Source organism: Campylobacter sp. BCW_6461 (assembly GCF_001762735.1).
In the GTDB taxonomy this organism is placed as follows: Bacteria; Campylobacterota; Campylobacteria; order Campylobacterales; family Campylobacteraceae; genus Campylobacter_D; species Campylobacter_D jejuni.
In genome coordinates, this window is record NZ_MJXJ01000015.1 from 1 (window position 1) to 1,187 (window position 1,187).

Annotated in this window: 2 pseudogenes; both read left to right on the forward strand. The window is 27.2% G+C overall.

Features of this window, described 5'->3' with window-relative positions:
- Positions 1-831, forward strand: a pseudogene (locus AJ882_RS02990) (motility associated factor glycosyltransferase family protein); the annotation flags it as partial.
- Positions 828-1,187, forward strand: a pseudogene (locus AJ882_RS02995) (motility associated factor glycosyltransferase family protein); the annotation flags it as partial. The pseudogenes AJ882_RS02990 and AJ882_RS02995, both read left to right, overlap by 4 nt.

Here is a 1,187-nt window from a genome sequence, read left to right on the forward strand (position 1 = left end):
CTTAATGACTTTGGTTATATTGATACGGGTACTCATGTAAGTCATTTTTCTTATACTTTAGCTTTAGCTTTAGGATTTAAAAATATTATTATGATAGGGCAAGATTTAGCTTTTGATGAAGAAGGAAATTCTCATTCAAAAGGATTTAGTTATGGCGAGCAATTTAGCGGAGAAAAAACTGTGCCTACCTTAAAAACCCAAGCTTATGGAGGCAAAGGTGAAGTTTTAACTCATATCACATGGAATGATTATCGTATAAAATTAGAATATCTTTTTGCTTGCAATGATCAAAAGGCTAAATTTTACAATGCCACTGAAGGTGGAGCAAGGATTAATTTCACTGAAGAACTTTCCTTTAAAGAATGTTGTGAAAAACTCCTTACAAAAGAAAAACCCAAATTTGAACTTCCAAAAAGTTTAACTAAAAATAGAAGTGATAAACTACTAGCTAAATTCAAAGAAAAAATACAAAAAGATCAAGAAAATGCCAAAAGATTTTTAGACGATGCCTTAGCTTTAAAACAAATTTTAGAAAATATACTCAGTAAAGATTTTCTTTTGCCTTTAGAATTTTTAGAAAAAGTCTATCAAAACATAGAAAATTTCAATCACTCTTTAGATGAAGATGAGTTTATACAGGATGGTATTTCCAAAGTATTGATTTACGAGAGAGGTTTTAAAATAAATTTGGTTTACAAAGAAAATATTTTAGATAATGCTAGTTTCATCACAGCCTATATCAAAGCTTATCATGAATGGTTGCTTTATTTTATAGAAAAACTAGAGCAAAAAATAAATATTATTATAAATTCTCTTAAGGAAACCCAATGACCATACTAGAAAAAAACATACAAGCTTTATTAAGTGGGGTAAATGAACCCTTAGGAAATAAACTTTTAAATTTCATACAAAATAAAACTTGCTCTCGTTTTAATATAGATGAAAATTTAAATATCTATGATAAAACTCATAATGTTTTTATGTATGAAAATTTAGAAGAAGAAATAAATTTTTTCTATCAAAGTATTTTAGAAAAAACTCATAGATATCCTTTTGCATGTATTTATGGTATAGGCAATGCTTTGCTTATTAAAAATTTATCCAAACACTATAAACATCTTTTTGTATTTGAAAGTGAAATCGAACTTTTTATCCTAGCTTTAAGCACGATAGATTTGAGTGAGGAA